This window comes from Nocardia sp. NPDC056064 (assembly GCF_042266925.1).
GTDB lineage: Bacteria > Actinomycetota > Actinomycetes > Mycobacteriales > Mycobacteriaceae > Nocardia.
On record NZ_JBHJWO010000001.1, the window covers coordinates 4,743,663 to 4,769,518 of the forward strand.

Sequence of the window (25,856 nt, forward strand, 5' to 3'; positions counted from 1 at the left end):
GTACCGAATCACCGCAGTAGAGATTGGTTGGACCGAGATGCGATCCCTGGAAGACCTGCAAGCCGCGATGCGCGCCCGCCTCGCGCAGGAGGGCCTGGACACCACCCCCGAGGTGGCCCGGCGCCGGGACCCCGCTCGCGCCGCCCTCTCCTTCGGTCAGCGCTACGTCTGGGCGCACCAGCAGATCTCGCCCGACAGCAGCGCCTACAACCTGTGCCTGGCGCTGACCTTCACCGGCCACGTCGACGACGACGCCCTGCGCCGCGCCTTCACCGCACTCCCGCGCCGCCACGAAGTCCTGCGCACCACCTACCACAACGACGACCAGGGCAACCCCTACCAGCGCATCCACGACGCCCTGCCGCCCCGGATCAGCGAGCTCGACTTCACCGACCGCCCGCGCCCGGAGGCCGACGCGGCGCTGGCCGAGCTGGTGGCCGCCGCCGCACACGACACCTTCGATCTGTCGGCCGAGTCCTCGCTGCGCCTGAGCTTCGTGCGCCTCGACGCCACCACCGTGGTGGTCGTGCTGGTGATCCAGCACATCGCCTGGGACGGCATGACCCTGCCCGCGCTCTCGCGCGATGTGGAGCGCTTCTACAGCCAGGCGCTCACCGGCGAGATCACCGCCGAGCCGCTGGCCCGCCAGGTCGCCGACTTCGCCGAGTGGGAGCAGGACCGCTTCGCCGAGACCGATCACAGTGCCACCGAACAGTTCTGGGCCGGACAGTTCGACGGTGAGGTCCCCGAACTCGCGCTGCCCTACAACCGCAGGCCCGCCGTGGTCTCCGAGGCGGGTGTCCGCCTGGACCGGCTGCTGGGCACCGACGCCGACGCGAACCTGCGCGCCCTGTCGGCCCAGCTGCGGGTGACCCCGTTCCAGGTGTTCCTGGCCGCCTACTACGTCGCGCTGCGCCAGCTCACCGGCCAGTCCGACCTCGTGGTCGGCACCACCGTCGCCAATCGCGAAGAGTCCGGCATGGACCAGCTGATCGGCAACCTCAGCAATATGCTGCCGCTGCGTTTCACCGGCCGGGCCGACACCTTCGCCGACCTGGTCGAACAGGTCCGCTCCGTCACCACGGAAGCGTTCCGGCACAAGCACTTCCCGGCCGAGGCCGTGGTCCGGGCGGTGAACAAGGCCACCGGCAATATCGGCTCGCGCCTGTTCGACACCATGGTGCTGTTCCTGCACCAGAAGATCGACGGCCCGCAGCTGCCCGGCGCCCGCACCAGCTGGCAGCTGGCCGATCACGGCGCCTCCCTGCTGCCCGTCGCCGTCGAGGCGTTCATGCACGCCGACCGGGTCGACGTCCAGATCACCTACCGCACCGATCTTTTCGACGAGCCGACCATCGTGCGCCTGCACGAGTACATCGACCAGGTGCTCGCCGCCGCCACCGCCCAGCGCCCGCTCACCGAACTGCTCACCCTCTCCGATCGTGACCGTGCGGCCCTGGACACCTGGTCGCGCGGCGGCCGGGTGACGATCCAGCGCGACACCGTCGACGCCATGATCCGCCACTCCGCGGCCACCTACCCCGAGCGCACCGCCGTGGTCTTCGGCGACACCGAGCTCGACTACGCCGAATTCGATTCGCGGGTCAACCGATTCGCGCGCCTGCTCATCGACCGTGGCGTGCGGCCCGGCGACCGGGTCGGGATCTTCGCCGAGCGCAGCGAACACCTGCCGGTGCTGTTCGCCGCCGTGCTGCGCGCGGGCGCGGTCTACGTGCCGGTGGACCCGAGCTACCCCGCCGACCGCATCGAGTTCATGCTCGCCGACGCCGAACCCGCCCTGCTGGTGCGCGCGGTGACGGGGGAGCGCGACCGCGATCTCGGCGCCCTGCCTGTCCCGGTGATCGACATCCACACCGACGAGATCCGCGCCGCGCTCGCCGCTTTCGACGATTCCACCGTAGAGCCCACCCGCCCGATCCACCCGCTCGACGCCGCCTACCTGCTCTACACCTCCGGCACCACCGGCCGCCCCAAGGGCGTGGTGATCAACCACCGCGCCGTGGCCAACCACGTGCAGTGGATGCGCGATTTCCTCGGCTTCGGCGGCAGCGCCGATGCGAGCGGCGAGCTGCCCGACCCCGTCGGCACGCGTGGCGTGCTGGGTCAGCCGGTGCCGGAGACGGCCGAACGCATCCTCCAGAAGGCCCCCATCGGCTTCGACGTGTCGGTGTTCGAGCTGGTCAACGCGCTGTGCACCGGTTCGGCCACGGTGCTGCCGCCGCCGGAGTGGTGGCAGGCCGATGTGGAGGCGCTGGCCGCCATCATCGAACGGCACCGGATCACCCAGATCTCCTTGGTGCCCAGCGTCGTTCGAGCCTTCCTCGATTCCGGGCCCGACCCGGACCGGTTGCAGTCGATGCGGTTCGTCTACCTCGGTGGCGAGGCCGTCCCGCCGCCGCTGGTGGAGGAGGCGAGCCATGTCTTCGGTGGCACGGTGCTCGGCCTCTACGGCCCCACCGAGGGCGCCATGGACATCACCCACGAGGACTTCGCGGGCGCGCTGGCCGACCCGGCGGCCTTCCGTTCGGCGCTGATCGGCCTGCCGGAGTGGAACTCCGATGTGCATGTTCTCGACGAGCACCTGCGTCGCGTTCCCACCGGCGTCACCGGTGAGCTCTACCTCGGCGGCATCCAGCTCGCCCAGGGCTACCACCGCCGACCCGGCCTGAGCGCGGGCACCTTCGTGGCCTGCCCGTTCGCCGACGAGCCCGGCGCGCGGATGTACCGCACCGGCGACATCGTCCGCTGGCATCCCAGCGGCAGCCTCGAATACCTCGGCCGCGTCGACGACCAGGTCAAGATCCGTGGCCACCGCATCGAACTCGGTGAGGTGGGCACCGTGCTGCGGCAGGTGCCCGGTATCGCCGCGGCTGTCGCCATCGCGGTGCCGCGCGGAGCCGAATCCGTGCTGGTCGCCTACTACGTGGCCGAGCCGGACTCGGCCCTGGCGGGCGGCAATGCCGAGGAGCACTCCGGCGCCATCCGTGCCCAGCTCTCGCAGTTGTTGCCCGATTACATGATCCCGTCCGCGCTGGTCCGGCTGCCGGAACTGCCGCTGACCGCCAACGGCAAACTCGACCGCAAGGCACTGCCGCAGCCCGATCTCGGCGGCGAGTCCGGCAACGGGCGGGCCCTGCGCGGTGCCGCGGAAACCGCTGTCGCCGAAGTCATCCGGCAGGTTCTCGGCATCGACAGTGTGCTGGCGGCCGACGACGACTTCCTCGCCCTCGGTGGCGACTCCATCAGCGCCATCCGCATGGCCTCCGCCCTGAAGAAGCGCGGCCTGCTCATCACCACCAGCACCCTGTTCGAGGCTCGCACCGTCGCCGCCATCGCCGCCGCGACCACCCCCCTCGACGAGGCCGCAGGCCCTGCCCTGATCGAATCCGGCGACGGCACCGGCTGGATTCCCTTGCAGCCCATCGCCACCCTGCTCACCACCGGCTCCGCCGCCTACAACGCCTACGCCCAGGCCACCGCCGTCGTCACCCCCACCGACGCCACCCTCACCCGCATCACCGCCGCCGTCCACCACCTCATCGACCGCCACCCCTTGCTGCGGGCCCGCCTCGAGCCCGGCCCGGACGGCACGCTCGGCTACTTCGTCCCGGAAGCCGTCTCCGCCGCGGAGACATCCGTAGTGGAAGTGCTGGTGCCGGAGGCCGAATGGGACACCACCGCAGGCGATCTGCTCCAGCGGCACCTGCGCGAGATCGCCGAATCCTTCGACCCCGCCGTCGGCCGGATGGTCGGCGCGGTCTGGCTGCGCGCTGACGACAACTCCGCCGGACGCCTGCTGCTGGTCGCCCACCACCTCGTGGTCGACGGCGTCTCCTGGCGTATCCTCCACGACGATCTGCGTCAGTACTGGGACGGCGCAACCGATCTCGACACCACGGGCACCTCGGTCCAGGCGTGGAACACCAATCTCACCGCGCTGGCCCAGTCCCCGGAGATCACCGCGACCCTGCCCACCTGGCAGGCCGTGGCCGGGGCCGCCGACCCGCTGCTCGGCGCCCGCGCCTACGACCCCGCGCTCGACACCGTGGCCACGGTCGCCGAGGTCACCGCCGAGCTGGATGCCGACGACACCCAGTTCCTGATGACCACCGCCGCCCAGGCTTTCCGCTGCGACTTCCTCGACATCCAGGTCGCCGCCCTCGCCGTGGCCACCCACCGTTTCCGCCGTGATCGCGGCCGCGACGGCGCCACCCTGTCGGTCACCATGGAACGGCACGGCCGCGTCGACGACCTGTTCGCCGGTGCCGACCTGGCCAATACTGTCGGCTGGTTCACCACCGCCTACCCGATGGCCCTCGACATCAGCGGCGGCCGTGGGGAATTCGAGCCCGAGATGGTCCGCGCGGTGCAGGCCGTGAAGGAACAGGTGCTCGCGGTGCCCGACGGCGGCATCGCGTGGGGCCTGCTGCGCTGGCTGAACCCGCGGACCCGCGCCGAGCTGGAAAGCGCCGCCGCACCGCAGATCAGCTTCAACTACATGGGCCGCTTCGCCCTGGCGAGCGCCGAGGACGCCACCACCTGGGACGCCGCGCCGGAATTCGGCTACCTCGGCGGCCACGCCGACCCGGCCATGCCCGCCCCGGCCGTGCTCGACATCAATACCGTCGCCGTGGTCGAGACCGGCGAACAGCCCGCCCTGCGCGCGTCGTTCCGCTACCCGACGGGTGTCCTCGCCGAAGCCGAGGTGAGCGAGTTCGCGGCACTGTGGACCGCCGCACTGCGCGAGCTGGCCAAGACCGTCCGGGAGAACCCGGCGGCCCGCCTCACCCCCAGCGACGTGCTGGCGAGCGAGGTCTCCCAGTCCGACCTGGACCGCTGGCAGAAGCAATACGGCCGCTTCGCGGACGTCTACCCGCTGGCCCCGCTCCAGGCGGGCCTGTACTTCACCGCCCTGAGCACGGCGGGCCGCGACGCCTACACCGTGCAGACCACCATCATCGTGCGCGGCGCCCTCGACGTCACCCGGCTGACCAGTTCGCTCAACACCGTGTTCAACCGCTACCCGAACCTGCGCATAGCGGTGTCGGTCGCGCAGTCCGGTCAGCCCTACGCCATCGTGGCCGAGCATCTGGACTTCCAGGTCGACGAGATCACCCTGGCCGCGGACGAACTCGAGAACTTCCTCGACACCGACCAGGCCAAGCCCTTCGACCTCGCCCGCGGCCCGCTCATGCGCGCCACCGTGGTGCACCTGCCCGAAGACCAGCACATGCTGGTGCTCGCCTCGCACCACATCCTCACCGACGGCTGGTCCGGCCAGCTGCTGCCGCGCGAGATCTTCGCCGACTACGCCGACAACGGCACCGAACCCCTCGGTGACCCGGGCACTTTCGCCGAGTTCCTGCGCCACACCCGCGCCACCGAGGCAGCCACCGAAGCCGCCTGGACCGAGTACCTGTCCGACGTGCGCCCGTGCCTGGTCGCCCCCGATCGCGCCACCGGCGGCTCGGAAGTGCCGGTGCAGCACCGGTTCCCGATCGAGCCGGAACTGGCCGAGGCGCTCACCGAGCGCGCCGCCGAACTGGGCACCACCTTCAGCGCGCTGTGCCAGCTGGCCTGGGGCAGTGTGCTGCGCTGGGTCACCGGCGAGGAGTCGGCGGTGTTCGGTGAGGTGGTCTCGGGTCGCCCGGCCGATCTCGACGACGTGGACACCGCCATCGGCTGCTTCGTCAACACGGTGCCCGTCGCGATCGACCTCGACGCGCGGCGCAGCTGGCGCGAGACCGTCACCGAGATGCAGCGGCGGCGGATGGAGCTGCTCGAGCACCACCAGCTCCGGCTCACCACGGCCAACAAGGCCACGGGCGCGCGCAAGCTGTTCGACAGCATGTTCGTGTTCCAGTCCTACCCGTCCGGCCGCGACGAACTGGTGCGCCTGCTCGGCGCACGCGACCTGGAACTGGTGGACTTCGCCGGCCGCGGAGCGACCGACAACGCGCTGATGGTCATGGTCTTCCCCGCGGATCTGCTGTTCCCGGGCGAACCGTGGCAGGTGGTCGTGTTCTACGCCGAGGACTCCTTCGACGCGGGCGACGCCGAGATCATCGAAACCGCTTTCACCAACACCCTGCGCGCGCTCGCGGGCGACCTCGACCGCCGCATCGGCGCGACGGAGGTCCTCGGTGACGAGGACGCGGCCATGTTGGCGATGAGACGAATGTGGCAGTGACCGCCGCACTAGCTAGGAGATACAGGTAATGGCAGGCTCACCCGGCTGGCTCCGCAAGTTCCACCGACCGCGCACCGCGGGCGCTCCACCACTGGTGATCTGCCCGCACGCGGGCGGCGGCGCGTCCAGCTACCGCCCCTTCTCGAAGGCGCTGTCCGAGAACTTCGACGTGGTGCTGCTGCAGTACCCCGGCCGGCAGGACCGGGCCGCCGAACCGGCCAAGGGCAGCATCGCCGAACTCGCGCGCGGCGCGTTCGACGAGTACGCCCGCACCCCGTTCGCCGCGAGCGGCACGCCGCTGACCGTCTTCGGGCACAGCATGGGCACCATGGTGGCCTTCGAGTTCACCCGGCTGGCCGAGGCCGCCGGGCTGCCGGTGCGGCTGCTCGGTGTCTCCGGCGCCGTCGCGCCCTGGCAGGTCGCCGACATGCCCAACCACCCCACCGACGACGACGAACTGCTCGAGCACATGGCGGGCCTGGAAGGCACCGGCGCCGATGTGCTCGGCAACCGTGACCTCATGCGCATGGCCCTGCCCGCGCTCAAGGCCGACTACGCCGCCTTCGATTCCTACGTCTGCGCCAAGGACGTCACCGTCGCCGCGCCGATCCTGGCGCTGGGCGGCAGCGACGACGAGTTCGTCTCCATCGGCGACCTCTACTCCTGGCAGCAGCACACCGAACACCCCCTGGAAGTGAGCATGTTCGACGGCGGGCACTTCTACCTGCACGATCACGTCGGCGACATCGCCGAACTGCTGGGCACCGGCCTGACGGTGGGTACCCGATGAGCGAGCACGATCCGATCGTCATCAGCGGGATGGCCGTGGAGGCCCCCGGCGGCGTCGAGACCCTGACCGGCTACTGGACGGCCCTGGCCGAATCCCGCGATCTGCTCGGGCCGTTCCCGCGTGATCGCGGCTGGCCGCTGGCGCAGATGTTCGCGGCGGGCCGCCAGGAGGGCTGGAGTCCCGTGCGCGATGCCGGTGGCTTCCTCGACAAGGCGGCCCAGTTCGACCCGGGCTACTTCGGGATCAGTCCGCGCGAGGCCGTCGCCATGGACCCGCAGCAGCGCGTCGCCATGCGGGTCGCCTGGCGGGCACTGGAGAACGCGGGAATCAACCCCGGCAGCCTCGACGGCGCCGAGGTCGGCTGCTTCATGGGCGCCTCGCACACCGACTACGGGCCGCACGGTGCCGAGGTCAACGAGCACACGGGCTACCGCGCGACCGGCAGCGCCTACGGCGCCATCTCGGGGCGCATCTCGCACGGGCTCGGGCTGGTCGGCCCGACCATGACCGTCGACGCCGCCTGCGCGTCCTCGATCGCGGCGGTCCACCTGGCCGCCTCGGCCATCCGCGCGGGTGACTGCGAATGGGCGCTGGCCGGTGGCGTGTGCGTGCTCGGCTCGCCCGCGGGCTTCTTCGAGTTCTCCAAGGCCAACGCGCTGTCCACCGACGGCCAGTGCAAGCCCTACTCCGCCGACGCCACCGGCACCCTCTGGGGCGAGGGCGCGGGCGTGATCGTGCTCGAACGACGTTCGCGCGCCGAGGAACTGGGCCACCGGATCTACGGTGAGCTGCTGGCCACCCGGGTCAACCACAACGGCAAGGGTGCCCCGATCGCGGTGCCGAGCACCGACGCCCAGGAACAGCTCATGCGCAAAACCGTGGCGGCGGCGGGGATTCCGGCCGAACTGGTCGGCATGATCGAAGGCCACGGCACCGGCACCGCGGTGGGCGACCCACTGGAACTCTCGGCACTGCAACGCGTCTACGGCGCGGGCGCCCCGCTGCTGGGCTCGGTGAAGTCCAACCTCGGTCACGCCCAGGCCGCCGCCGGACTGCTCGGCCTGATCAAGGTGCTGCTCAGCGGCCTGCACGGACAGATCGCGCCCACCCGCCACACCGCCAACCCCACCGAGAAGGTGGACTGGGACGCCTCGACCCTGCGGCTGGCCCAGGAACTCCAGGACTGGGCGCCCGTCGACGGCGTCCGCTACGGCGCGGTGTCCTCCTTCGGCGTCGCCGGAACCAACGCACACGCCATCGTGGCGATGCCCGCCCAAGAGGTGACCCATGTCTGACCATCGTCTGCCCGACGGCACCATCCCGGTGCTGCTGTCCTCCGACACCGAGGACTCGCTGCGCCGCGAAGGCGCCGCCGTCCTGGCCTACTGCGAACAGCACCCCGACCTCGGACCCGGCCCCGTGTCCGACATGCTGCTGCGCACCCGCGTCGCGCGCAGGCACCGCGCCCTGATCACGGTGACCGACCGCGCCGACCTGCTCGCCGCGCTGACAGCCGTCGCCGAGGGCACCTCGCATCCGAAGCTCATGCGCGGCACCGCGATTGCGCGCAGGATCGGCTACGTCTACCCCGGCCAGGGCAGCCAGCGTCCCGGCATGGGCCTGATGCTCTACCGGCACTCGGCCGCCTTCCGTGCCGCCGTCGACGAGTGCGAAGCGGTCTTCCAGGATCTCTACGGCATCTCCCCGCTGGCCTACCTGCTGCACGAGGACGGCGAGCTCGAAGACGACGTCCGCATCGTGCAGCCCGCGCTGTTCATGCAGATGATCGGCCTGTCGGCCATGTGGCGCGCGGTGGGCGTGCACCCGGCCGCCACCGTCGGCCACTCCCAGGGCGAGATCGCCGCCGCCGTCGTCTCCGGGCTGATCCCGCTGGCCGACGGCGTGCGCGTGGTGACCATCCGCGCCCAGCTGGTCGGCACCGTCAGCCAGGAGGCCGGCATCGCGGGCGCCTACTCCATGGCCGTGCTCGGCGTCGACCGCGACCAGTGCGAGGCGCTGCTGGCCCGTAACTCCGGCTGGGCCGAGCTGTCGGTGGTGAACTCCGCGCACATCCTGGCCATCTCCGGCGAGCGCCCGATGATCACCGAAACGGTCGACAACCTCACCGCCCTCGGCGTTTTCGCCAAGGAGATCAAGGTCGCCTACCCGGCGCACACCTCCATCGTGAGCAAGTTCCGCGAGATCCTGTGCGGCAGCATGGTCGGCCAGCTCGACAGCCCCGCCTTCGCCGAGACCTCGGTGCCGAGTTTCGGTGGCGCGCTGGGCAAGTCGATCACCACCGACCTGCCCATCGGCGACTACTGGTACTGGAACCTGCGCAATCGCGTGCGCTTCGACCTGGCCATCGCGGCCGCCGCCGAGTACGGCGTCGACACCCTGCTCGAGATCGCCGACCACCCGACGCTCATGCTGGCCGTCCAGGAGAACCTGACCACCCTCGCCCCGAAGCGCGACTACCTGGTCACCGGCACTTCCCGCCGCACCGCGACCGACCTGGCCGAGTTCACCCGCAGCATCGCCCAGATCGCGGTGAACAACACCGATTTCGACTGGGACGGCCTGCTCGTCGACGGCCCGCGCACCACCAGCCTGCCGCTGTTCGACTTCCCGAACACCCAGACCAACGACAAGCACCTGTGGGCCCCGCACGACTACACCGGCAAGACGGCCCAGCTGCCCGCCGAGCCGGAGCCGGTCGCGGTGCCGCGCATCACCGAGCAGTGGGTGCACCTGCCGCGCCGCAGCCTGGTGCGGCCGCGCGCGCTGGCCGTGGTCGATGTCGCGGGCACGCACGGTGAGCTGGTCGAGGCCCTGCGCGCGGGTGCGCCCCGGCACGGCGCGACCATCGTCGACCACGAGCACGGAACCAGTAGCGCCGGAACGGTCTACGACACCATCGCCGTCCTGCTGCCCACCGTGGCGGACGAGGTGGACGCGGCCGTTACGGCGCTGGCCGAATTCCTCGGTGCGCGGTCCTGGCTGCCGGAAACCTCGGGTGTCGAGGACATCTGGCTGGTCACCACCGGTGGTGAGCAAGTGGTCGACGGCGATCTGCCCGGCCTGTTCCCCGCCGCCGCGCAGGCCGGATTCCGTTGCCTGGCCGCCGAATACCCCGGCATCGCCTTCCGGCACCTTGATCTGCCCGCCGACGCGGGGGAGCAGGCCGCCAAGCTCGTCCTCGGTGCCGTGCACACCGCCGGTGAGCCGGAACTGGCCGTGCGGGAATCGAACTGGTACGGCAAGCGCCTCGTCGCCGACGAGTCGGTCGTGACCGGCCTGACCGACGCCGAACTCGGCGAGGTCGTGATCGTCGGCGGCACCGGCAAACTCGGCCTCGACTTCTGCGCGGAGTTCGCGCGGGCGGGCGCGGGCAGGGTCACCCTGATCAGCCGCTCCGGCGGCTCGCCCGACGCGCAGGCCAGGATCGCCGAGATCGCGGCGGGCGGCACAAAGGTGCGCGTGCTCACCGGCGATGTCACCGACCCCGACGCGGTGCGCGCGCTGGCCGCCGAACTCGGCGAGATCGACCTGCTGGTGCACGCCGCCGTCGACTACGCGGCCTCGGCCGAACCCACGCCCGACTCCATCCGCGCGGCCGCCGCGCCCAAGATCGTGGCCCTGGACCACCTGGTCACCCTGCTGCCGCGCAGCCCCCAGGGCCGCGTGCTGCTGTGCTCCTCGCTCTCGGCCACCGTCGGCGGGCGTGGTCACGCGGTGTACTCGGCGGTCAACCGCATGCTCGACGCCGCCGCCGCGCGCTACCGCGCCGACGGCATCGCGGCCAGCTCGGTCCAGTGGGGGCTGTGGCGGGCCGTCGGCGCCGACCAGGCCGACGCGCTGGCCGCCATCAGCGGCACCGGTCTGCAACCGATGGACCCCGCCGGGGCGGTCGCCGCGGGCATCACCACCGTCGCGGAGAACGTCATCGTGGTGGCGGCGGACTGGCCGCGGATCACCGAGGTGTTCACCGCCTTCGGGCTCGGCGCGCTGTTCGCCGACCTGAAGGTGCCCGAGACGGTCATCGAGGTCGCCCCGGAACCGGTGGCCGTCGCCGCTCCCGTGACCGAAACCCCCGCGCCCGCGGCCGAAGCCGACACCGCCGAGCGCGTCCGCTTCGCTCTGCGCGAGGTGATGGGCCTGGACGCCACCGAGCCGATCGACGGCGCCGTGCCGCTGGTCGCCCTCGGTCTGGACTCCCTGCAAGCCCTCGACCTGCGCAAGCGTGTGGAGAACGAACTGCGTCTGGAACTGCCGGTCACCGCGATCATGGGTGGCGCCTCGCTGGACGAGGTCGTCGGGCTGTTGCGGACCTGACGTGGGTCTCGCACCGAGAGAACCATTAGGTTAGCGTTACCAAAGTCACGAGGGGGCTCGGTGTCTCGGTGACGCCCAGGATTCTCGCTACCATCACGATCGGAGAACAGCGTTGACATCGAGTGCGGCGATTGCCGTCGAAGGCGTCGAGAAGTCGTTCGGTGAGGTGAAAGCCCTGCGGGGCATCAGCTTCCAGGCCCCGGCGGGCAGCGTCCTCGGCGTGCTCGGCCCCAACGGCGCGGGCAAGACCACCACCGTCTCGGTGCTGTCCACCCTGGTCCGGCCCGACGCGGGCCGCGCCACCGTGGCCGGCTACGACGTGGTCACCCAGGCCGACGAGGTGCGCGCCTCCATCATGCTCACCGGCCAGTACGCCGCGCTCGACGAAATGCTCACCGCCCGTGAGAATCTCGTGCTCTTCGGCCGGCTCATGGGCCTGGGCCGCAAGCCCGCCAAGGTCAAGGCCGACGAACTGCTCGAGCGCTTCGACCTGGTGGCCGCGGCCGATCGCCGGGTGGGGCAGTACTCCGGCGGCATGCGCAGGCGCATCGACATCGCCTGCGGGCTGGTGCGTCAGCCGCAGGTGGTCTTCCTCGACGAGCCGACCACCGGCCTGGACCCGGTGAGCAGGCAGAGCCTGTGGACGCTGGTGCGCGAACTCAAGGACCAGGGCGTCACCATCCTGCTCACCACCCAGTACCTCGAGGAAGCCGACGTCCTGTCCGACAACATCATCGTCGTCGACAAGGGCATGGTGATCGCCGAGGGCACCGCCGACCAGCTCAAGGCCCGCGCGGGCGCCAGCTACTGCGAGGTCGTTCCGGTGGCCGCGGGTGATGTGCCCGCGCTGGTCACCGCGCTGAGCGGCCTCGGCGAGACCACCGTCCCCGAATCGGCCGACCGCGTCTCGCTGCCCGCCCCCGACGGCGCCACCACCCTCACCGCCGCGCTGGACCGCGTCAATGCCGCCGGGATCGAACTCATTGATATCGCGCTGCGCAGGCCCTCGCTCGACGAGGTGTTCATCCAGCTCACCACGCCGTCCGAGGACAAGGCGCCGGTCGCATGACGGCGGCGAATTCGCTGGGACCGGTACGGGTTCCGCCCGTCGAACAGTGGAGCGCGCTGAGCGAGCGGGGAATTCGCGCGGCCGTGCGTGAGGGTGACCTCGTGCTCGGCTTCGCCTCGCCGCTGGTGTTCTTCATCTGTTTCTATGTGCCGCTGCGCAAGTCGATGGAAGCGGCCGGAATCGACTACGCGCAGTACCTGCTGCCGCTGATCCTGGTGCAGTCGATGTTCTTCACCTCCATGTTCGCCGCCGACCGCGCCGCGCGCGAGGTCTCCGGCGGTATGGGCACCCGGCTGCGGGCGCTGCCGGTGCGCTCGTGGGTGCCGCCGCTGGCACGCATGTCGGCCAACCTCGTGCGGGCGCTGTCGGCGCTCATCGGCGCGCTGGTGATCGGCACCCTGTTCGGCTTCCGGTTCCACGGGCTGGTGCCCGCGCTGATGTTCGTCGGGCTCACGCTGGCCTTCGGTGCGGCGCTGGTGATCGCCTCCGACGCGCTCGGCACCGTCACCGGTAATCCGGAACTGGGTGCGACTGTGCTGTTCGTGCCGCAGCTGCTGCTGGTGATGGTGTCCACCGGATTCGTGCCCGCCGAAGGCTTCCCCGGCTGGATCCAGCCGTTCGTGCGCAACCAGCCGGTCTCCCAGGTGGCTGGCGCGCTGCGCGGCCTGTCCGAGGGACGGTATCCGGCGGAACTGACGGTATCGGCGATCTGGATCGCCGCCATGCTGATCGGCGGCGCGGTGCTGGCCGTCCTGGTGGAAAGGAAGCGCCGGTGACCACGCTGATCGACCAGAGCCTCGCCGAGACCGGCAGGCTGGTGCGCCGCTGGAGCCGTCAGCACGAGGTGCTCACCAGCACCCTGGTGCTGCCGGTCCTGCTGCTGCTGATGTTCCAGCTCGTGCTCTCGCGCACACTCGAGATGGGCGGCGGTGACGAACCGATCTACGGATTCGTTCCGATGATCGCCGTCGCCGGAACCATGTACGGCGCGATGGGCACCGGCCAGTCGCTGTTCGGCGAACGCGAGAGCGGGCTGCTGCGCCGGTTCTGGGTGCTGCCGATCCACCGCAGCGCGGGCCTGGTCGGCAGGTTGCTGGCCGAATGCCTGCGCGCCCTGGCCGCCACCATCGTCGTCGTGCTGGTCGGCGTGCTGCTGGGCCTGCGGTTCGAGGCCGGTCTGCTCGGGGTCCTCGGCGTGCTCGCCGTGCCGGTGATCGTCATCATCGGCTTCACGCCGCTGGTGGTCATGGTCGGCGTCAGCAAGATCGGCGGCCAGGTCGTCCAGATCTTCGCCATCGTCGTCCTGGTCGGCATGTTCTTCAACTCCGGCTTCGTCGCGGTCGACAACTACCCCGGCTGGCTCCAGCCCATCGTCCGCTACCAGCCCATGAGCACCGCCATCGACACCATGCGAGCCTTCCTCCTCGGCGGCCCCATCACCACCCCACTGCTACAGACCATCGCCTGGTCACTGGCCGGCCTGGCCATCTTCGGCGGCCTCGCCATCCGCGGCTACCGCAAGGCCGTCCAGAGCTGACCGTGTCAGTGGTCGATCCGCCGGTCGGTGCGTGGGACGCTCGAATGATCACCCACGTACGACCGGAGGATCGCTGTGGAACCGAAGTATCCGACCCCGCCCGGCTCGGTCACCGAGCAGTTCGCGGCGACAGCCGAATGGCTGCACGACAATCTCGCCACGATGCCGCTGCGCGGTGCGTCTGCCGAACAGATCGAGCGGGCGATGGCCGCGACCGGTCGACGATGGCCCGCTGAACTCCGCGAGTTCTTCGGCCTGGTGAACGGCATTCCCACCGAACACTGGGTGCAATTACTGCCCGGTGACGAACTGTTCGACCTGGACCGGGTCGTGCACGAGCGGCAACTGGAACTCGACATCTGGGGACCCCTGTCCGAGGAAATGGGCCTCGAGACCGACCCCGACGCACAAGCCGGAGACCCCACCGGAACATTCCTGCCCGAATTCATCCCGTTCGCGGGCCAGGACGGCTACCTGCTGTTCGTCGACACCCGCCCGGGCGACCTGCACGGCTGCGTCTCCCGATTCGACAAGGTCGACGCCGACGACGCCGGCCCGAGCTGGCGATCCCTGAGCGCCATGCTGACCGACCTCACCACCAGCCTCCGCACCGGATCGACCTTCGACCACTCGTCGGCCCCGACCGTCGTCGAGGGCCGCCTGATATGGCGCTGAAGACCACCTGATCAGTCCAGTATCCGTGTGCTGGTCAGGCGGCTATGGGGGTTGGGGTGTTGTGGAGGTGGGCGTAGGGGCCGTTGTTGTCGAGGAGGGTGGGGTGGGTGCCGAGTTCGGCTACTCGGCCGTGGTGCAGGACGGCGATCTGGTCGGCGTCGCGGATGGTGCTGAGGCGGTGGGCGATGGTGATGACGGTGCGGCCCTGGGCGACCACGTCGATGGCGGCCTGGACGGCGCGCTCGGTTTCGGTGTCGAGGGCGCTGGTCGCCTCGTCGAGGACCAGGACGCGGGGGTCGCGCAGGAGGGTACGGGCCAGGGCGATCCGTTGTTTCTCGCCGCCGGAGAAGCGGTGGCCGCGCGCGCCGACCACCGTGTCGTAGCCCTCGGGGAGCGAGGCGATGAGGTCGTGGATCTGGGCGGCTCGGGCCGCGCGTTCGATCTCCGCGTCGGTGGCGGTGGGGGCGGCGTAGCGCAGGTTCTCGCGGATGGTGGTGTGCAGCAGGTAGGACTCCTGGGACACGACGCCGACGACGCGGGCGAGGGTGCCCAGTTCCAGATCGCGCACGTCGATGCCGTCGATGGTGACCTTGCCGCGGGTCGGGTCGTGCAGGCGCGCGACCAGGGACGCGAGAGTGGTCTTGCCGGAACCGGTTTCGCCGACGAGCGCCAGGGTCGTCCCGGGCGGAACCACCAGCGAGACGTCGTCGAGCACGTCCGGCCCCTCGGCGTCGTAGCGGAAGCCGACGTCCTCGAAGCGGACCTCGCCCACCACATCACGCGAGTCCAGGCGCACCGGCCGCGCGGGCTCGTCGATGTCGACCGGCAGGTCCAGATACCCGAAGATCCGGCTGAACAGCGCCATCGAACTGGTGATCTCGACACCCACATTGAGCAGGCTCATCAGCGGCCGGAACAGCCCGGACTGCAGGCTCGTGAAGGCGACCAGGGTACCGATCGTCATGCCGCCGCTGGTCGCGGGGAAACCGGCGGCGAGGTAGATCAGGGCGGGGATCGCGGCGAAGAGAATGCTCATCGTCGCCATCCGCCAGCGGCCCGCGAGCTGGGACCGCACCTCGAGGCCGACGAGATCGCCGGAGGTCTCGGCGAAGTGCGCGGAGGCGAGTGGCCCGGTGCCGAGGGTCTTGCCCAACAGCACGCCACTCACCGAGAGTCCCTCCTCGACCTGACCGTGCAGGTCGGCGAGGCGACGTTGCCGTTGCGCGGTGATCTCCCGGCGCAGCAGCGCGACGCGACGCGTCAGCCAGATCGCCGGCGGCAGCACCACCAGCGACAGCAGCGACAACCGCCACGACAACACCGCCATCGCCACCGCGATACCCACCACGGTGGTGACATTGCTGGCGATCGAGGTCGCCGTGCTGGTGACCACCGACTGCATCCCGCCGACGTCGTTGATCAGCCGCGACTGCACCTCGCCGCCGCGAGTGCGGGTGAAGAACGCCAGCGACTGCCGTTGCAGATGCCGGAACACCTCGGTGCGCAGCGCGTGCATGACTCGCTGCCCGACGGTGGTGGAGATGAGTGTCTGCCCGACGCCGAGCACCGCGGTGACCACGGTGACGGCGAGTATCCCGCCCACCGCCCACAGCAGCAGGGCGATGTCCTGCCGGGGCAGCGCCTCGTCGATCACCAGGCGCAGCAGGAACGGCGAGGCCAGGCCGACGGTCGAGGCCGCCACGATCAGACCGGTGAGCAGGGCGAGCTGACGCCGGTACGGCGCGAAGAGCGCGGCGACGCGGCGCAGGGAAACCGGGGATTCGCGCAGCTGGGCGCGGTCGGCAGGGTCGGTGCGGCGGGTGCGGCCGCGGGGAGTGTCTTCCATGTGCAACCCCCTCCGGGTTGTGCTGTAATGCTGAGGTTACCTCACTATCTGGTAGTGGAAACACATGGAGAGGCCGGTTTATGCCCGACAACGAGAGCGACCTGCTCATGCAGGTCGCCAGAACCCTGCGCAGACGCTGGGCAGCGGCCTACGCCCCGCTGGGCCTCACCCCACACCAGGCCCGCGCCCTGCGCGTCACCGGCGAACACGACGGGCTGCGGTTGTCTGCCGTTGCCGAGGCGTTGCGCATCAGCCCGCGCTCGGCCACCGAGGTGATCGACGCCTTGCAGGAGGCCGGGCTGGTCACCCGTGAACCCGACCCCACCGACCGCCGCGCAATCCTCGTCACAGTCACCGACCACGGCCGGCGCACCCTCACCGACCTCTCCGAAGCCAGAACCCGCGAATCCGACGATTTCTTCGCCCGCCTCACACCCGCCGAACGATCCACCCTCCGCGAAATCCTCACCAAACTCGTCCCCTGAACCTTGCGAGGCGGCACCGACAGATCGGGAATGCGACTGTCCGCCAGTCACTGTCGCGGCTCTGTCGGCCTCGAACGGATGGCGAGCCGGGTCCCATCGTCCACGGCCACACGCTGTAGCTAGCCCGGGCCCGCTACAGCGGCGTGTCGAGATTCCCTGGGGGCCAGGCTATTTTGTAGCGTTCGCGGGTCTGATCTGGCCCTATCCAGCGGTCTCACTACGGTCTTGAAGTCTGTGCAAGGGGCCGGTGGCTGCGGATTCTTCGGCGTGCGAGGGGATAGGTCGCTACGGCGGTGGCGGTGAGGAGGGCGGCGAGGGTGATGACGGGGAGCTGGGGGTGGTGGAGGGTGTTGTCGCCGGCCAGGAGGTAGCAGGCGATGTTGATGAGCCAGTGGCCGGTGGTGGCGATCAGGACCCGTTGGCCGAGGGTGCCGATGGTCAGGGTGCCGAGGACGAGGGCGAAGGACATGGTCGAGAGGGTGAAGTAGCAGGCGGTGGCGGGGTCGCTGGTGAACGCTTGGACGTGCCAGAGGGCCCAGGTGGCGCCGGTGATGGTGATGGCGGCCAGGTTCGTTGTGCGGGATTCCAGAAGGGGTTGGAGCAGGCCCCGCCAGCCGATCTCCTCGCCCGCGGCGCCGAGGAGTTGCAGGAGGACGAACACCGCGAAGGGGACGCCGCCGACCGCTGCCGTTCCCACGGGCGCGATTCCGCTGACGGCGGCCGCCACGGTGATCAGCAGCCCGAACCCCACACACACGACGACCATCGCCACGACGCGCAGGCCGACCCGCCGCGACGGCACCGCCGTGGGTCGCGAACCGGAGACCGTCCGCCGGAACAACAGCCAGGTGACCAGCGCGCCCACCGCCGGAGCAAACTGCACCAGCGACAATGCCGCGGGGTGGATGCCCGAGTGTGGTTGCACCGCAAGGAAGAACATGGACGCGACGAGCGTGGCGAGCAGATAGACGCCGACCGCCGCGCGAATGGATGCGGCGGTCGGCGATCCGCCGGTATCGAGAGTGCGCACGGGTCCGACGTTGTCAGCCGCGACTCCGTACGCGCATCACCCTGTGGTACTGGGCGAGTGGCTATTTCGCCGCAGCGGCGAAGTAGGGGTCGAGTTTGTCGAGGATGTAGGGCACCGAGAGGGCGGTGGGCTGGTTGACGGCGCTGATCTCCTGGGTGGTGAGGAAGACGGCGGCGCCCTTCTGGACGGCGGGGAGGTCGTTGAAGCCGGGGAGCTGGCGGTATTTCTCGTCCATGCCCGCGGAGTAACCGGCCAGCAGCAGGTCGGCGCCGAGTTCGTCGACGCGTTCGGGGGACAGGGCAAGGCGGCCCTGGTTGGAGGGCTGGGCGGTGAGGTTGGCGGGGATGGTCATGCCGAGCTGGGTGAACAGCTGGGCCGAACCGTCGTTGGGGTCGGTGAGGACCATCAGCTGCGACGGGCTGGCCAGCCAGGTGCTGGCGAAGGTCTTGCCCTTCAGGCCGGGGTTGGCGGTGCCGATGGCGGCGATCCGGTCGTCGACCTTCTTGATCACCGCCGCCGCGTCGTCTTCCTTGCGCAGCACCTTGCCCAGCGCGGTGACCTGGTCCTGCCAGGGGGCGACGGCATTGGTGGTCAGCGCAGGCAGGGTGGGGGCGACCTTGGACAGCTCGTCGTAGGTCTTCTGATCGGCGATGAACGGATCGACCAGGATCAGGTCCGGTTCCAGCGCGGCCACCTGCTCGGCGACATTGCCCGTGGTGTTCAGGGCCTTGGCCGACTTCAGGCTCTCCGGCTCCCACGGCGGGGTGGTCTTGGAGACCGCGGCGACATTGTCGATGTAGCCGACCGGCACCACGCCCAGCGCCAGCGTGGTGTCGAGCCACTGGTTGCCCAGCGCGACGATCTTGTCCGGGGTGCCGGTGACGGTGGTCTCGCCCTTGGCGTGGGTGATGGTCACCGGCTCGCCGCCACCGGCGGTGTCGTCGTCGGTGGAACCGCAGGCGGCCAGGCCGAGGACGAGCGCGCCGGCCAGCGCCGCCACCGCCCCGCGCCGCAGACCGCGCGAAATCCGAACAGTGGTCATCGAACATCCTCCATAGACCCGGTTACCGTGAGAGTCAGCCAAGGCTAACCTACAGCTACAGCCGGGGAGGGCGGTTCTACAACGTGACGCGCTGATCCTCGGCCATGAACAGCTTGTCCCCGTCCTTCACCTCGAAGGTCGTGTAGAACTCGTCGATATTGCGGACCACCTGATTGCAGCGGAACTCGTTGGGGGAGTGGGTGTCCTGCAGACCCTGCAGGGTCGCCTCCTCGGTCTGCTTGTCGCGCCACTGCCGCGCCCAGGAGAAGAACATCGTCTGGTAGTCGGGCTCGACACCGGTGCGCTCGGCGACCTTGCGGTAGGCGGCCAGCGCGATCTGCAGACCGCGCAGATCGGCCAGGTTCTCACCCACGGTGAGCGCGCCGTTCACGTGCTGCCCCTCGGGCGCGCCCTCGGGGACGAGCACGTCGTACTGCTCGATGATCTGCTGGGTCTTGGCCTCGAAAGCGGCCCGGTCCTCGGGCGTCCACCAGTCGCGGCGGTTGCCGTCGCCGTCGTATTTGGAGCCCTGGTCGTCGAAGCCGTGCCCGATCTCGTGGCCGATGGTCGAGCCGACCGCGCCGTAGTTGACCGCGTCCTGGGCGTCCTTGTCGAAGAACGGCGGCTGCAGGTAGGCGGCGGGGAAGACGATCTGGTTGGTGGTCGGGCTGTAGTAGGCGTTCACCGTCTGCGGCGACATGCTCCACTCCGACTTGTCCACCGGCGTCCCCAGGCGGGCGAAGGCGCGCGCGGACTCGAAGGTGTTGATGGCCAGCAGCGACTCGATCAGCTTGCCGCGGGTGATCTGCACCGAGGAGTAGTCGACCCACTTGTCGGGGTAGCCGATCTGGGCCACGATCTTGTCCAGCTTGGCGATGGAGGCTTCGCGGGTGGGCTGCGACATCCACGTCGAGTTGGTGAAATTGTCGTGGTAGGCGGCGCGCAGGTCGTCGACCATCTCGAGCGCGCGTTCCTTGGCGCTGGCCGGGAAGTGCGCGTCGACGTAGAGCTTGCCGAGCGGCTCGCCGAGATTGTCGTCGACGACCCCGACGGCCGAACGCCACATCTCCGGCTTCTCCTGCAGACCACCCATGATCCGGCCGAAGAAGTCGAAGCGCGGGTCGGCGATGGCCGCGGGCAGGAACCGCCCGTAGTTGTTGGCGATGTGCAGCTTGAGGTACTCGCGCCACTGGGCGATGTCCACCTCGGCCCACAGCTGCGCGGCCGCGGTGACGAACGACGGCTGGCCGACGACCATCTTGTCGAACAGCGACTTGGGCCGGTCGGTCATGCCCGACAGCCACGGGTCCCAGTCGAACTGCGGGCCCAGCGCGGTGAGCTCCTGCCAGCTCATCAGGTTGTAGGTGGCGTCGGTATTGCGCAGGCGCACGCTGTCCCAGTGGTTGGCGGCGATGCGCTTCTCCAGGTCGAGCATGCGCTGGGCGACCGCGGCCGGCTCGGCCATGCCCAGGCCCTTGGCCAGCTGTTCGAGATAGGTCTGGTAGCCCGCGAGCTGGGCCGCGAACTCGGGCTTGCGGTAGTACTGCTCGCTCAGGATGATCCCGGACTGGCCGACGCCGGGGATGTAGGCGGTGGAGTTCTTGCGGTCGATGCTGATGCCCATGGCGATCAGCCCCGAGATCGGCGCCTCGGCCATCACCTTCGCCAGCTCGGGCTTGCCCGGGGCCGCGTCGACGGCCGCGAACAGGCCCGCGAGCGGGGTGATGCCGAGCTTCTCGATCTCGTCGAGGTCCAGGCGCGCGTCGTAGAGGTCCTTGATCTGCTGGGCCTCGGAACCGTGCTCCGGGTCCTCGATGCCCTCGATGATCGCGCGCAGCTGGTCGAGCGTGCGGTCGGTGGCGTCGGTGATCGCGCCGACCGAGACCTTGTCCGGCGGCAGCTGGAAATCGCGCAGCCAGGCACCGTTGACGTGCCGGTAGAGGTCGTCCTGCGGGCGGATCGTCAGATCGCCGCCACCCATGTCCACGCCGGTGAGCCGCACTGTGGGATCGTCGGTGGCGCACGAGGCCAGCGTCGCCGCCACGGGCACCAGCCCCATGGCGATCAGGAATGCGCGGCGATCCATTGTCACAGGATGTCCTTCCCCGATGCGGCACCCGCACCCGTGCTCGTTGCGATCCAGCCCGCACAGGTTACCGGCGCGCGGGCCACACGGTGGGGTCGTCGCGGCAGGTGACCCCCGATTTGGGGCGACCTGGGCTTTCCCCTACACTAGACCGGTTGCCTGCGGGAGCTCTGCGCCCGCGATCCGGCAGTGAACCCCCAGCGGTAGGTATCTCCGCTGGCAGGCGCGCGTCCGGTGGTGACTGACCATGTGCGTCGGGTCGGCAATCCGGCGTACGTATACATCCAGGTCCAGGAGGTGCTGAAGTGATTCAGCAGGAGTCGCGACTGCGCGTCGCCGACAACACCGGGGCGAAGGAAATCCTTTGCATCCGCGTGCTCGGTGGCTCGTCGCGTCGCTATGCCGGTATCGGTGACATCATCGTCGCCACCGTCAAGGACGCCATCCCCGGCGCGAACGTCAAGAAGGGCGACGTCGTCAAGGCTGTCGTCGTGCGCACCGTCAAGGAGCGCCGCCGTCCGGACGGTTCCTACATCAAGTTCGACGAGAACGCTGCCGTGCTGATCAAGCCGGACAACGATCCTCGCGGCACCCGCATCTTCGGCCCGGTCGGCCGTGAGCTGCGCGACAAGCGCTTCATGAAGATCGTTTCGCTGGCCCCGGAGGTGCTCTGACCATGAAGGTGCACAAGGGTGACACCGTCCTCGTCATCTCGGGCAAGGACAAGGGCGCCAAGGGCAAGGTCATCCAGGCCTACCCGGCGACCGGCAAGGTTCTCGTCGAAGGCGTGAACCGCATCAAGAAGCACGTCGCGGACTCCGCGAACCAGCGTGGCGCGTCCTCGGGTGGCATCGTGACCCAGGAAGCCCCCATCCAGGTTTCCAACGTGATGGTCGTCGATTCCGACGGTAACCCGACCCGCGTCGGCTACCGCACCGACGAAGAGACCGGCAAGCGGGTTCGGATCTCCCGTAAGAACGGGAAGGACATCTGACATGACCACCTCTGAGCAGACTCAGCCCCGGCTGAAGGCGCGCTACCGCGCCGAGATCAAGGACGCGCTGAACAGCGAGTTCGAGTACGCCAACGTGATGCAGATCCCGGGCGTCGTCAAGGTCGTCGTCAACATGGGTGTCGGTGACGCCGCCCGTGACGCGAAGCTGATCAACGGTGCCATCAAGGACCTCGAGCTGATCACCGGCCAGAAGCCGGAGGTCCGCAAGGCCACCAAGTCGATCGCGCAGTTCAAGCTCCGTGAGGGCATGCCGATCGGCGCCAAGGTCACCCTCCGTGGCGACCGCATGTGGGAGTTCCTGGACCGCCTGGTCTCCATCGCGCTGCCGCGTATCCGCGACTTCCGCGGTCTGTCGCCGAAGCAGTTCGACGGCAACGGCAACTACACGTTCGGCCTGAGCGAGCAGTCGATGTTCCACGAGATCGACGTGGATTCCATCGACCGCCCGCGCGGTATGGACATCACCGTGGTGACCACTGCGACCAACAACGAAGAAGGCCGTGCGCTGCTCAAGCACCTCGGCTTCCCGTTCAAGGAGAACTGAGCACATGGCCAAGAAAGCACTGGTCAACAAGGCCAACGCCAAGCCGAAGTTCGCGGTCCGCGCCTACACCCGCTGCCAGCGTTGCGGCCGCCCCCACGCGGTGTACCGCAAGTTCGGCCTGTGCCGCGTGTGCCTGCGCGAAATGGCCCACCGCGGCGAGCTCCCGGGCGTGCACAAGAGCTCCTGGTGAGCCCGCGCTCCTCGTGAGCGTTGCCACCTAGGCAAATATCGAAGCAAGGCACGGACTTCCGCAAGGGAGTTCGTGCCTTGTGGCGTTTATGGCGCCCTGCTACTAGGGCAACACCCATTTGCCGAGCACATCGCCGGAAACCTCGCCGCGTAGGACTACTGAGCCCGGCACCGATGGCTTGCTGACGTACGGGAAGGCCGCCGTCCCCGTCACATTGCTTCCGTCGTAGAGATACCCGACGTTCGGCTCTGCGGTGGCTGCGACCGTCGTTCCGTCAGCATAGGACAGGCTGTAGTCGATCGTCGCCGGGTCGGTCGACTGCGTGCCACGATGTGCGAAGCTCACCGACGCGGTGCAGCTGTCTCGCGCGGCATCGCAGGTCCAGTCCGAGACGGTGATCTCGGTGACCGTCGTCGCGGCCCCGTTGTAGTTCAGAACGGGGATGGAAGCGGTTTCACCCATCAGATAGCTTTCACCGGGTGATGCGGACGCGATCGAACCGAGTACGGCAAGCGCGCCGAAGGAAACTCCGAGAGTCAATGCGGCGAGTCTTCTCACGATCCCTCCAAACATCGATGATTCCGGGCTGGTAGAGCCAGCTTGGTACCGGTGGACACCGAATCCGGTCACGGCGTGGTGTCGAGATCGTCCTATCGAGGGCGCCTGCTTCCCGCATGATCACGGATGTGTCGCTGGCGGTGCGTTGGGCACCGAGCGATGAGGCGCGGTCTTCCTGTCGGAGTCCGTCCTTGGATGGGATTCGGATCGTCGAGGGGGTTCGGCGGTGAAATGTTTGCGTTTCACTCCGGAAAACGGTGGGGTGGTGTTCGCTGGGCGGATGAACAAGCTTGTTACCGTCGCAGCGTTGTCCTGCGCGATTCTGGCCGCGCCTGCTGTGGCGTCGGCTGCTCCTGTCCAGGCCGGGCCGGTGGCTGATTCCGGGTCGTCGCAGGGGTCCTCGCAGGGGTCGGGGTCGTCGGAGACGCAGTTGATCTGCTCGCCGATCGCGCAGTTCCTGTTCTCCACCGGGAGTGTGGAGAAGCCGCCGCTCTACGATTTCCTCTGCCTGTTCTCGTAATACCCGGTGCGTGCCCCCGCAAGTCGGGGCGTGCGTGGGGCGAGGGTGGCGGGGCAGGGTGTAGCTGTGAAGAAGCTCGTATTGTCCTCCGCCCTCGCCCTTTTCGTGTTCGCGCCGGTTGCCGGTGCGGCTACCGCACAGGCTCAGGAGCCCGTCGCGGACTCGGGTTCGTCGAGTCTGGACGTGCTGTGCGGCCCGTTGGGCGGGATTCTCGTGCTCGCGGGGAGCGCCGAGAACCCTTACGGGCCGCTGCTCGGGTCGGTGTGCTTCAACCGCTGATCAGCTGAAGGGCGAGCGGTCGATGCCGCAGCTCAGGCCCGTCGGGGGCAGCTGACCGGTGAACAGATAGTCGCGCTTGACGTGTTCGGCGCAGGTACTGGCGACATACATGCTGCTGTGGCCCGCGCCTTCCATGACCACCACCTGTGCCCGCGCGAGCTGCGCGGCCCCCGCGACCGCCCCGCGCAGCGGCGTGGCCGGATCGAACCGGCTGTTCAGTACCAGGATCGGGGCGGCGGTCTCGCGATTCCACGGACCGGTGTAGCGGTCGGCGTCGTGGGCCGCCCAGAAAGCACACGGGGTGGCGTTGAAGACGGCGGTGCGGCCGAAATACGGGACGCGCAGGTCCTCGATCGCGCCGACCCGCTGGTAGACGGCCGGATCGGTCGGCACCGCGCTGTCGGCGCACTGGATCGAATAGAACGCCTCCACCCGGTTGCCCGGATGCTCCCGCTCGAAGATCGCGTCGTGGGTGACGGCGGGAAGCAGCGTGGTGCCCGCGTCGAAGAGCTGCTGCAAGAGGGCCGCCAGGTCGGCGTAGGTGTCGGGCCTGGCCAGGCTGCCCGCGGCGGTGACGATCTGGCCGTAGGTCCACTCCGTGCCGTCGATCACGATGGGCGCGAGCCGGGCCCGCTCGGCCAGCGCGATCCACTTCAGCTTCGGGTCGCCGGCCGAGAAGGCGCAGTCCGGGCCCGCCGCCACGCAGTCGCGCAGGAACGCGTCGAAGGTCTCGGCCATGGCGTCGGCCACACCCTGACGGGTGTCCAGCGGCAGGTTCGCGCCGTCGGCGCCGTGGCCGTTCGCGCTGCCCTCGAAGTCGAGTGAGCCGTCCAGCGCCATCGCCCGCACCCGGCCGGGGAACAGATTGGCGTAGACCGCGCCGACCTGGGTGCCGTAGGAGATGCCGTGATAGGTCAGCGCCGTATCACCCACCGCGCGGCGCAGCAGGTCCAGGTCGCGGGCGGTGTTCGTGGTGGAGGCGTGCGCGAGGATCGGGCCCGCCGTGGCCGCGCAGCGGGCCGCGATATCGGCCGAGCGGGCGAGGAACTCCGGTTCCTCGGCGGGGCCGGTCGGGGTGCCGGGGAAGGTGGCGAAGTACTGCTGCTGTTCCTCGATCGAGGAGAAGCAGCTGGTCCCGGCGCTGCGGGCGACCGAGCGCGGGTCCCAGGACACCAGGTCGAAGCGGGCCCGCAGTTCGTCGGAGAACAGCCAGGGCCAGTGCGCGCGCTCGCGCAGCCGGTCGACGCCCGACGGGCCGGGGCCGCCGAAGTTCACGAACAGGGTGCCGATTCGGCGGGTGGGGTCGGTGGCGGGCAGCTTGATGACCGCCAGGTCGATCTGCTCGCCGTGCGGATCGTGGTAGTCCAGGGGGACCTGGGCCCAGGTGCAGGAGAACCCGTCCGCGCAGTCCGACCAGGCCAGATCCGGGGTGGTGGCGGCCTCGGCGAGCTGGTCGACGTACGGATCGGCCGCGTGCGCGGGGGAGGGGACGGTGAGGGCGCCGATGCCGAGCAGGACAGCGAAAGCGCTGGTCCAGCCTCGGCGAGTTCCACGGCGCGCGAAGCGCGAATACACCTGCCGAGCCTCCTGCAGATCGGGCGAACCAGGTGAAGCTACCACGTGCTTACTTCGGGAAACTAGTTG

Annotated in this window: 21 protein-coding genes; 15 read left to right on the forward strand and 6 right to left on the reverse strand. The window is 69.5% G+C overall.

All coding sequences use genetic code 11. The features are described 5' to 3' along the window. Positions 1-37 precede the first annotated feature (37 nt). From ACFC06_RS22015 to ACFC06_RS22050, 8 genes are all read left to right on the forward strand, one after another. The gene (locus tag ACFC06_RS22015; RefSeq protein ID WP_375934181.1) at positions 38-6,211 is read left to right on the forward strand and encodes an amino acid adenylation domain-containing protein; all 6,174 of its coding nucleotides are present in this window, start codon (positions 38-40) and stop codon (positions 6,209-6,211) included. Positions 6,212-6,239: 28 nt separating this feature from the next. Beyond that, positions 6,240-7,001: a thioesterase II family protein gene (locus tag ACFC06_RS22020; protein WP_375934184.1), complete on the forward strand. Its 762-nt coding sequence runs from the start codon at positions 6,240-6,242 to the stop codon at positions 6,999-7,001. Beyond that, positions 6,998-8,296 carry a polyketide synthase gene (locus ACFC06_RS22025; protein ID WP_375934186.1) on the forward strand — a complete coding sequence of 433 codons (1,299 nt, stop codon included), beginning with the start codon at positions 6,998-7,000 and terminating at the stop codon, positions 8,294-8,296. Before ACFC06_RS22020 ends, ACFC06_RS22025 begins: the two co-directional genes overlap by 4 nt. Further along, positions 8,289-11,336 carry a nocobactin polyketide synthase NbtC gene (gene nbtC / locus ACFC06_RS22030; RefSeq protein WP_375934189.1) on the forward strand — a complete coding sequence of 1,016 codons (3,048 nt, stop codon included), beginning with the start codon at positions 8,289-8,291 and terminating at the stop codon, positions 11,334-11,336. Before ACFC06_RS22025 ends, nbtC begins: the two co-directional genes overlap by 8 nt. A 112-nt stretch (positions 11,337-11,448) precedes the next feature. Beyond that, the gene (locus tag ACFC06_RS22035; RefSeq protein ID WP_375934192.1) at positions 11,449-12,405 is read left to right on the forward strand and encodes an ATP-binding cassette domain-containing protein; all 957 of its coding nucleotides are present in this window, start codon (positions 11,449-11,451) and stop codon (positions 12,403-12,405) included. After that, on the forward strand, positions 12,402-13,181 hold the full coding sequence (locus ACFC06_RS22040) for an ABC transporter permease (protein WP_375934195.1): 780 nt from the start codon (positions 12,402-12,404) through the stop codon (positions 13,179-13,181). The genes ACFC06_RS22035 and ACFC06_RS22040 overlap by 4 nt, the downstream gene beginning before the upstream one ends. Further along, the gene (locus ACFC06_RS22045) at positions 13,178-13,942 is read left to right on the forward strand and encodes an ABC transporter permease (RefSeq protein WP_375934198.1); all 765 of its coding nucleotides are present in this window, start codon (positions 13,178-13,180) and stop codon (positions 13,940-13,942) included. The genes ACFC06_RS22040 and ACFC06_RS22045 overlap by 4 nt, the downstream gene beginning before the upstream one ends. A gap of 75 nt (positions 13,943-14,017) precedes the next feature. Next, positions 14,018-14,617 carry an SMI1/KNR4 family protein gene (locus tag ACFC06_RS22050; protein WP_375934201.1) on the forward strand — a complete coding sequence of 200 codons (600 nt, stop codon included), beginning with the start codon at positions 14,018-14,020 and terminating at the stop codon, positions 14,615-14,617. 34 nt (positions 14,618-14,651) lie between these two features. Here ACFC06_RS22050 and ACFC06_RS22055 read toward each other — a convergent pair whose 3' ends face one another. Further along, the gene (locus tag ACFC06_RS22055) at positions 14,652-16,463 is read right to left on the reverse strand and encodes an ABC transporter ATP-binding protein (RefSeq protein ID WP_375934204.1); all 1,812 of its coding nucleotides are present in this window, start codon (positions 16,461-16,463) and stop codon (positions 14,652-14,654) included. Positions 16,464-16,543: 80 nt separating this feature from the next. On the opposite strand from ACFC06_RS22055, the gene ACFC06_RS22060 reads away from it, so the two are divergent. Beyond that, entirely contained in the window at positions 16,544-16,948 is a 405-nt protein-coding gene (locus ACFC06_RS22060; RefSeq protein WP_375934207.1) for a MarR family winged helix-turn-helix transcriptional regulator, read from the forward strand. A gap of 217 nt (positions 16,949-17,165) precedes the next feature. Here the strand turns inward: ACFC06_RS22060 and ACFC06_RS22065 are convergent, their stop codons facing one another. The 3 genes from ACFC06_RS22065 to ACFC06_RS22075 form a co-directional block, all read right to left on the reverse strand. Further along, positions 17,166-17,978, reverse strand: coding sequence for a CPBP family intramembrane glutamic endopeptidase (locus tag ACFC06_RS22065; protein WP_375934210.1), 813 nt, complete (start codon positions 17,976-17,978; stop codon positions 17,166-17,168). 61 nt (positions 17,979-18,039) lie between these two features. After that, positions 18,040-19,020 carry an ABC transporter substrate-binding protein gene (locus ACFC06_RS22070; RefSeq protein ID WP_375934213.1) on the reverse strand — a complete coding sequence of 327 codons (981 nt, stop codon included), beginning with the start codon at positions 19,018-19,020 and terminating at the stop codon, positions 18,040-18,042. A 76-nt stretch (positions 19,021-19,096) separates the two neighbouring features. Beyond that, positions 19,097-21,106 (reverse strand): M13 family metallopeptidase, encoded by a 2,010-nt coding sequence (locus ACFC06_RS22075; RefSeq protein WP_375934216.1) that lies wholly within the window; start codon positions 21,104-21,106, stop codon positions 19,097-19,099. 305 nt (positions 21,107-21,411) lie between these two features. Between ACFC06_RS22075 and rplN the strand changes: the two genes are divergently transcribed. Genes rplN through ACFC06_RS22095 form a run of 4 tightly spaced genes read left to right on the forward strand, consistent with a single transcriptional unit; the run spans position 21,412 to position 22,855 of the window. Further along, a complete protein-coding gene (gene rplN / locus ACFC06_RS22080; RefSeq protein ID WP_043647623.1) occupies positions 21,412-21,780 on the forward strand; it encodes a 50S ribosomal protein L14 in 369 nt (122 codons plus the stop codon). Positions 21,781-21,782: 2 nt separating this feature from the next. Further along, positions 21,783-22,100, forward strand: coding sequence for a 50S ribosomal protein L24 (gene rplX, locus ACFC06_RS22085; RefSeq protein ID WP_019045061.1), 318 nt, complete (start codon positions 21,783-21,785; stop codon positions 22,098-22,100). 1 nt (position 22,101) lies between these two features. Further along, positions 22,102-22,665, forward strand: a complete 564-nt coding sequence (gene rplE / locus ACFC06_RS22090; RefSeq protein WP_019045062.1) for a 50S ribosomal protein L5 — start codon at positions 22,102-22,104, stop codon at positions 22,663-22,665. Between the two features lie 4 nt (positions 22,666-22,669). Further along, the gene (locus tag ACFC06_RS22095; protein ID WP_014981705.1) at positions 22,670-22,855 is read left to right on the forward strand and encodes a type Z 30S ribosomal protein S14; all 186 of its coding nucleotides are present in this window, start codon (positions 22,670-22,672) and stop codon (positions 22,853-22,855) included. 102 nt (positions 22,856-22,957) lie between these two features. On the opposite strand, the gene ACFC06_RS22100 is transcribed toward ACFC06_RS22095, so the two are convergent. Beyond that, positions 22,958-23,413 carry a hypothetical protein gene (locus ACFC06_RS22100; RefSeq protein WP_375934222.1) on the reverse strand — a complete coding sequence of 152 codons (456 nt, stop codon included), beginning with the start codon at positions 23,411-23,413 and terminating at the stop codon, positions 22,958-22,960. Positions 23,414-23,693: 280 nt separating this feature from the next. Here ACFC06_RS22100 and ACFC06_RS22105 point away from each other — a divergent pair, with 280 nt between their 5' ends. Both ACFC06_RS22105 and ACFC06_RS22110 read left to right on the forward strand, forming a co-directional pair. Next, entirely contained in the window at positions 23,694-23,933 is a 240-nt protein-coding gene (locus ACFC06_RS22105; protein ID WP_375934225.1) for a hypothetical protein, read from the forward strand. A 66-nt stretch (positions 23,934-23,999) separates the two neighbouring features. Further along, positions 24,000-24,212, forward strand: a complete 213-nt coding sequence (locus ACFC06_RS22110) for a hypothetical protein (RefSeq protein ID WP_375934228.1) — start codon at positions 24,000-24,002, stop codon at positions 24,210-24,212. Here ACFC06_RS22110 and ACFC06_RS22115 read toward each other — a convergent pair whose 3' ends face one another. After that, positions 24,213-25,787, reverse strand: coding sequence for an alpha/beta hydrolase (locus tag ACFC06_RS22115; protein ID WP_375934231.1), 1,575 nt, complete (start codon positions 25,785-25,787; stop codon positions 24,213-24,215). Positions 25,788-25,856 lie beyond the last annotated feature (69 nt).

Coding starts and splice junctions, on each gene's coding strand:
- rplE (WP_019045062.1), top strand. CDS start 22,102: ATGACCACCTCTGAGCAGACTCAGCCCCGGCTGAAGGCGCGCTACCGC.
- rplX (WP_019045061.1), top strand. CDS start 21,783: ATGAAGGTGCACAAGGGTGACACCGTCCTCGTCATCTCGGGCAAGGAC.
- ACFC06_RS22020 (WP_375934184.1), top strand. CDS start 6,240: ATGGCAGGCTCACCCGGCTGGCTCCGCAAGTTCCACCGACCGCGCACC.
- ACFC06_RS22095 (WP_014981705.1), top strand. CDS start 22,670: ATGGCCAAGAAAGCACTGGTCAACAAGGCCAACGCCAAGCCGAAGTTC.
- ACFC06_RS22060 (WP_375934207.1), top strand. CDS start 16,544: ATGCCCGACAACGAGAGCGACCTGCTCATGCAGGTCGCCAGAACCCTG.
- ACFC06_RS22070 (WP_375934213.1), bottom strand. CDS start 19,020: ATGACCACTGTTCGGATTTCGCGCGGTCTGCGGCGCGGGGCGGTGGCG.
- ACFC06_RS22015 (WP_375934181.1), top strand. CDS start 38: ATGCGATCCCTGGAAGACCTGCAAGCCGCGATGCGCGCCCGCCTCGCG.
- ACFC06_RS22055 (WP_375934204.1), bottom strand. CDS start 16,463: ATGGAAGACACTCCCCGCGGCCGCACCCGCCGCACCGACCCTGCCGAC.
- nbtC (WP_375934189.1), top strand. CDS start 8,289: ATGTCTGACCATCGTCTGCCCGACGGCACCATCCCGGTGCTGCTGTCC.
- ACFC06_RS22075 (WP_375934216.1), bottom strand. CDS start 21,106: ATGGATCGCCGCGCATTCCTGATCGCCATGGGGCTGGTGCCCGTGGCG.
- ACFC06_RS22040 (WP_375934195.1), top strand. CDS start 12,402: ATGACGGCGGCGAATTCGCTGGGACCGGTACGGGTTCCGCCCGTCGAA.
- ACFC06_RS22025 (WP_375934186.1), top strand. CDS start 6,998: ATGAGCGAGCACGATCCGATCGTCATCAGCGGGATGGCCGTGGAGGCC.
- ACFC06_RS22105 (WP_375934225.1), top strand. CDS start 23,694: ATGAACAAGCTTGTTACCGTCGCAGCGTTGTCCTGCGCGATTCTGGCC.